Consider the following 6,006-nt stretch of genomic DNA (forward strand, 5'->3'; position numbering starts at 1 on the left):
CCGTGCGGTTGTTCATCTAAGTGTTGCTGCCGGGAAAGCCATCTTCGTAGCACAGCCGCTCAAATGTCCGCATGGTCGACAACAATCTCCGCTGCACTACTGATTGGCAGCTATGCATCGTCGCATCCCTAAATGCGGACAGTCCGCCTCCGGCCCCATACTGGACCTTCGGGGGCAAGTGGTTGGCCAGGTTGGTAAATTTTAATGCGAATGTAGCCAACAAACGACGGGGTCGGCGGTTCGGACCCCTTCAAGGCGAAGACGGTCGGGCTAACAGCGTCCCGGCGCCAGATGCTGTCCCGTTCGATGGCAGCTTCGCGCCGTCATTCCAGCCGTGCGAGCGATACTCGCCACATCCTGAAAGCTGACATTGCTTATGACATTCCTCAGAGATTGGGGCGACCAATTACGCACGCTAAAGTTAGCGGTAACCAGCCCGACCGCCAGGGATCATGTTGAGCCGCCTATCATCATCCCAATGGCCGCGCACCAGCGCTTCCTCCGCTTCATACAGCGCTTCCACGTCGGTGGTGACGGCCATCACCTTGTGATGGATGTAGGTCACCCGCTTAGCCTCTAGTTCCTCCCGCAGCCTGCGATGGAACAACAGGTTGCTGCCCTTGCGCATCGCGCGTCGATGCTCCGCCCAGCGGGTCTTCCAGCTCCGCGTCGTGATGCCGACGTAGAAGTAGCCATCGACGGGGTAGGAGTTGCCCTCTCCGAAGATATGCTGGTAGAGGACGAACGACTTCTTCGGCCAACCAAGCGGCGCGATGAGGAGGTTAGCAGGTGCCGAGAACAAGATGCTCGGTTCCGACACGTGCGCCGATGGCAGATTAATGTCGAACCTGCGCGCCGCGGCCATGAGCGCCAGGTCGGTCACCAGGTCGAGCCGGATCACGGGCGACAGTATGAGCTCCTCCGCTTGTCGAGGATTACCGGACCTATAATCACGCGCGCCGATCGAAACGTGCCGGTGTCCCGCACGCATGCGCTGTTGCGGCGCGACGAACTTCAAGCCATTGCGCATCATGACCATGTGGAAATCTGGGATGGCGTCGCCAGCTTTGATCCGGATCACGCCACCTGGCTCTCGCGCGCTGTTAAGCCAGAACTTGCCATACTCCGTCTCGCACCAGTCACGCAGATGCCGTTGGACCTCTCCGCGCAGCTTATGCATCGGTGATGGGGTAAGATGCTCCCACCACGCTCTATCGATCGAAACCGGTGCAGCCATCGCCTATCCAGCCGCTGGCTGCTCGGGATGTTGGGACTCGGCAGACGCAACGAGATAAGCGGTGACTGCGTCCGCTTGCCCCGCAGCCACTCTGACATCTTCCGCTTCGTCCTCGCTAATACGCATCATCATCCGGTAGTGCGCGCCGTGCCCCGTGCGCTCGAACACCTCTCTGAAGACACGCAGATAGCCTTGCACTGCATTGTCATCGACGGCGACGTATATATCATCGTGTGAGCTGTGCGATCCGTCATTGATCCACGAGAACAGCGAGGCGCAAATCTGGCCATCGCGTCCTTCAAAAAGTGCGACGATTTCGTCCTGCTTCAGCCCGCCAAGCACGGTCAGATAGTTCTCGACGATCCGGCGCATCGTATTCTGAATGGTAAGGTTCGGTCGGTCCGGGTTGCGCACCTCATCCCACAGCAGTTCGTATGAAGTCTTGATCGGGTTGTAATCGTAACGGGTTAGCGACGACACATTCTCGCGTTTCCGCACGATCCAGAAAGTCTCGAACGGCCGCGCACGGTCACGGCGCTCTCGGTCAAAACTGACCTCTTTGTGAAAGTAGATGTTGTGAGTGAGCACGAACACCTGCCGTACGTTGCCTGCATTCTGGCGAACATCAGAGATAACCTTGCGGATCAGAGCACTGACCACGAAGAGGACGTCGGCGTCGAGACTCGAGACGGGATCGTCGAATACCACAACCTTCTCGACGGCGGTACCGGTGTTCGTAATGCTGCCAGCTAGCTGATGATAGAAGTAGAGGAAGGTGATGAAAGAGCGCTCCCCTTCGCTCAAGGAGTGAGCTGCATCGCTCCCGTCCAGTCGAACGAGGCGATACATGTCGTCGCGCTCACCCGCCACCTCAAGGCGGAAGTTGGAAAAGCCATACTGGCTGAGAATTCGATTGATGGAATCAACTGTCGGGCGAACGCTGGTGATCGTCTCCTCGATCGCGGAAAGTTGGCGTCTTAGGTCCGCTCGCCGCGTGCGATTGTCGTCCATGCTGCGGCGCATACCGTCGATCGCTCGGTTAAGCTTGCTGGCCGCAGTCTGGTAGGTTTCGAGATCCGTGCGTCGTTCCTCAACGACAAACCTCCATATCTGCGGGGTCAGCGCCGACTTCGCTTTGGCGAGGTTGCGAATGGTGGCGTTATACTGCTCGGTCTCTTCATTCGCCGCTGCGATCTGAGCGGCGACTGCAGCAGTCAGCTCGACCGTAGCGTCGAGTTCTACCAAAGCACTCGGCTCCTTACGTTTCGCCGCAATACGTTCAATGTTGAGTTCGAAAGCAGTCTTCAACGCCGAGAAGCGTTCGCCGAGGACCGCCGCATCCACAAACCGATGTGACGTCGCAACGAGGTCGTCAATGCGGGCGACGACGGCATTGACGGCCTCCTCATACGCCGCCGCGAGAAGGTTGATTGAGGCGAGATCAGCCTCATATTGCTCGTCGAAGAACGCGTTGAGATCATCAAGCAGTCCTGTGGGCGCTTGCTGCTGACAGAATGGGCATGGGCCATCGGCGTTAGTCAGATATCCAACGCCCTGCTTGACCCAATCGCTGTTGCCAAGGCGGCCGATGAGAGCGGCCACGACCACGTCGTCGCGGCCCACAATGCTTCGGGCGAGGATCGGGGAAGCCTCCAGACCCGCGAAGCGGTCGAAGGAAATCGGAGCGATCGCGATCTCCGGCGTCGCGGCATCCTGGAAGACGGTCGCCGCCTCTGTCGTCAGGGCGTCCAGGGTCTTCAACTCCGAAGTGTTGCCCTCTGCCTCGGCCAGCAGCTTCGTGCAGAAGTCGCTCTTCTTGCCACGGAAGCCGGTGAAGGCGCTCATGAACGTGTCCTTGTGATCGACCTGCGACTTCCAACATGCCTCGATCAGTGCTGCGCGCGCCGCCGCGAGTTCGGCCTCGCGGCCGCCGGCCCCGTCCACACCGACGAGATTCCGGCGCAGGTTGACCAGATCGTTATCAAGTCCAGCGATCTCGCCCGTAAGGCGCTCGATCTCCGCCACCGCCCGCGTCGAATCCTGGCCGAGCGTAAAGATACCCTGCATCTGGTCGCCGAAGCTGGCATCGGCGAAATCTCGGTTGAAGACCAGCGCCTCAAGCTGGCGTCCGTCGCGCCAACTCACGTTATAACCCGCGTTAATCGACGGGTTGCGGATCGCGCGCGAGATCGTCGTTTTGCCGCAGCCGTTGTGGCCGAACAGGTAGTTGACCTTCTTCAGGTCCGTCAGCCGCTCGCCGCCCGCTGGATACGTCGCCACGCCGGCGATCTCGATTTCAGTAATCAAGCGATTTCCCCCAATACCACTCGAAAAGCAACCCTAACTAGCAAAAGTTATTGGAAATGCATCTTACAAACAAGTGTGCGCCTGTTAATATTGCCCGCGTTCGCCGGTTACCCCAAGTAGGATAGTGAAGGCGAGACTGCGCCCGCTGGTGCAGCAATCTCATAAGAACTCCCGCTGGTCGCGTGCTCTCCAACGGAGCAGAACAGATTGGAGCCGATGCATCATGTCGCGCTGCATATTTCCGCTTTATCACCCCGTTCCTTCGGAACCGGACCTACAGCTTCCGGCCCCATATCGGTCGTTCCGCGGAAGATGCGCCTACTTTCGCCGCTGAGCAATTTCCGGGCTTTAGGCCAACTCATACAAGGGGGTCGACGGTTCGTATCGGTTCAAGGCGAAATGAGAATCCGGCCACGGCAGCTTTGCGCCTTCATTTCGGCCTTTGAGACAACTCGGGCTGACGCCTGAGAGCAGCCAGTCTCCTTATCACTTCCGCAAAGCGCCAAGACCGGTAACTCACCTCATCGAAATGCTGGGTCCTTGCAATTGTGCGAGGCCGAAAACACCGCCGGCACTCGCTCCATACCCCATATTTTTCTTCCTGCCTTTTTCGGGTTATCTCGGAAATGATCATTCCTATCGAGAAAGTAACGATCAATTGCCCGGATGGCATCATCGGTCGAACTGTAGTCGCTATTATGGATAATCGCCCTGGCCATTCCGCTAAACACCGACTCAATCACGTTAAGGAACTGAGCTGAGGCTGGAAGCGGAACAAGCTCAACCGTCGGATAACGCCGCAAATCCGCATCGTGATTATGGGTCTCTATCGCTTCATTTAATCTCCTCGACACATGCCAGGAGGCGGCATCCCAAGACATGAAGATGCGGGACTTATCTCGGTATTCCTCGATAAGAACCTGCATCATTTTGATCATTTCATCCGTGTTCTTTTTCTTACTGTAGAAGTGGCAGACTTGGTTCGTCGACAGCTCCAAGGCGGCAGTGAGGATCAGGCGACCACGTGACTTTTGCCACTGGGCGACTGCCGGAGGCTCTCCTGGAGGGACCAAAACTCGACCGGCTTTCGATTTAACGGAAAACGGGCCAAACTCGTCGATAGAGAAGAATGCCTCGTCCGGCCCCAGACTCCGCAACGTTTCTTGAATTTTAGCCAGCTTGGCGGAAAATTCCGGATCGTTAGATGTCAGAACGATTTTAGCCTTACGCCACTTGTAGCCAGCAGCTTTGGTAATCTCCCGCACGACCGCCGGACAAGCGGGATTGCCATGAGCCTTTAAGGCTGACGTCAGATCGTCCATCTTCCACGAAGTTCGGTTGAAGCCGTGCTTCGATGGCGGTTCGTGAAGCAAGGTGAACACTGCAGCCTTCAGTGATTCATCTTCAGCCTTCCTCAGGCGACGACGTCCATTGAGGAATAAATCTTCGACGCCCTGCTTCTCATAGCGATTGTTGTAGGATCGAAAGCTGTTTCTGCTGATGGCAAGATATTGGCAAACTGCTCTTGCGCTAAGGCCTCTGGCCTTAGCGAGTACCGCGATGCCCTTGTTGCTATTGCGACGTCCGCCTCCTCTGATGCGGCTGAGAATTTTCTCAACCTCTGATGCCGTCAAAGCGACGCCGAGGTCCTCCGAACCAACGTGGCCGTTCTGGACCGTTCTGATCCAGTCGACCGCTTCACGGTTGCTCTCGTCTACATTATTTCTGCTTTTCTCCGCAGATTTGTCTGCTGAGAACATCCGCTTCCAGGCGGCCAGCTTAGGCAGGCTCGTAATTCTGCGAAGAAATGCCGTCGCTTCTTTTCGGTTCAGCGACGTGATTTGGTCCAGCGCCAAGTCCCAGATATCGTCTTTGGAGCGCACAGCGCGAAAGGCTCGACAAACGGTGCTGTAACTGCATTTAATAGTTTGATCCTTTTCAAGATGCAGATGGATATCCTTTGCCGTGGCTCGCGTGCCACCGGACATCAGGCCCGGCGATAGTCGCAGATGTTCCAGCACGCCCTTGAACTTCGAATATGGCTGTTCAGCCCTTCTGTAAGATCGCGGTATGTCGCTCGAAAGAATCCGTTTGACCGTATTGCGAGAAATCCCTCGCTCACGTGCCACCTCCCGGATGCTTTTTCTCCCGGTTTTAATCGACAATCGAATATCAGCACATAACCTGGGGTTATCAAACATCGACGCGCTCCGATTGTGCAAACGATACGATGCTACGTATAACGCCCTCGACGACGTTTACGCTAAGGCTCGTGGACCTGACGGTCAGTATCGAAGGCAGGACTGTTCAGGGCCGGTTGCAGTCATAGCGCCGAAGCGCTGATCGTGGCCGTCAGGCGAACCCGCTGAATGCATCGGCCTCGCCTTGAGTAGTAAAGGTGAACGTGACCAGCTCACTCTCATCGTCCTGACGGATGCCGATCGCAGTCACGATCAATCGAG

Annotated in this window: 3 protein-coding genes; all 3 read right to left on the minus strand. The window is 56.9% G+C overall.

Translation table 11 applies throughout. The annotated features are described in order from the left end of the window. Nucleotides 1-421: 421 nt before the first annotated feature. Complete coding sequence (locus AC1RT2_RS24790; RefSeq protein ID WP_493106199.1) at nucleotides 422-1,237, minus strand: GIY-YIG nuclease family protein; 816 nt, start codon at nucleotides 1,235-1,237, stop codon at nucleotides 422-424. A gap of 3 nt (nucleotides 1,238-1,240) precedes the next feature. Next, nucleotides 1,241-3,544 (minus strand): AAA family ATPase, encoded by a 2,304-nt coding sequence (locus tag AC1RT2_RS24795; protein ID WP_493106201.1) that lies wholly within the window; start codon nucleotides 3,542-3,544, stop codon nucleotides 1,241-1,243. A 521-nt stretch (nucleotides 3,545-4,065) separates the two neighbouring features. Further along, nucleotides 4,066-5,745, minus strand: coding sequence for an IS630 family transposase (locus AC1RT2_RS24800; RefSeq protein ID WP_493106203.1), 1,680 nt, complete (start codon nucleotides 5,743-5,745; stop codon nucleotides 4,066-4,068). Nucleotides 5,746-6,006 lie beyond the last annotated feature (261 nt).

The sequence above is a fragment of the Shinella sp. GW821-FHT11G07 genome, assembly GCF_058808115.1.

Coding starts and splice junctions, on each gene's coding strand:
- AC1RT2_RS24790 (WP_493106199.1), bottom strand. CDS start 1,237: ATGGCTGCACCGGTTTCGATCGATAGAGCGTGGTGGGAGCATCTTACC.
- AC1RT2_RS24800 (WP_493106203.1), bottom strand. CDS start 5,745: ATGTTTGATAACCCCAGGTTATGTGCTGATATTCGATTGTCGATTAAA.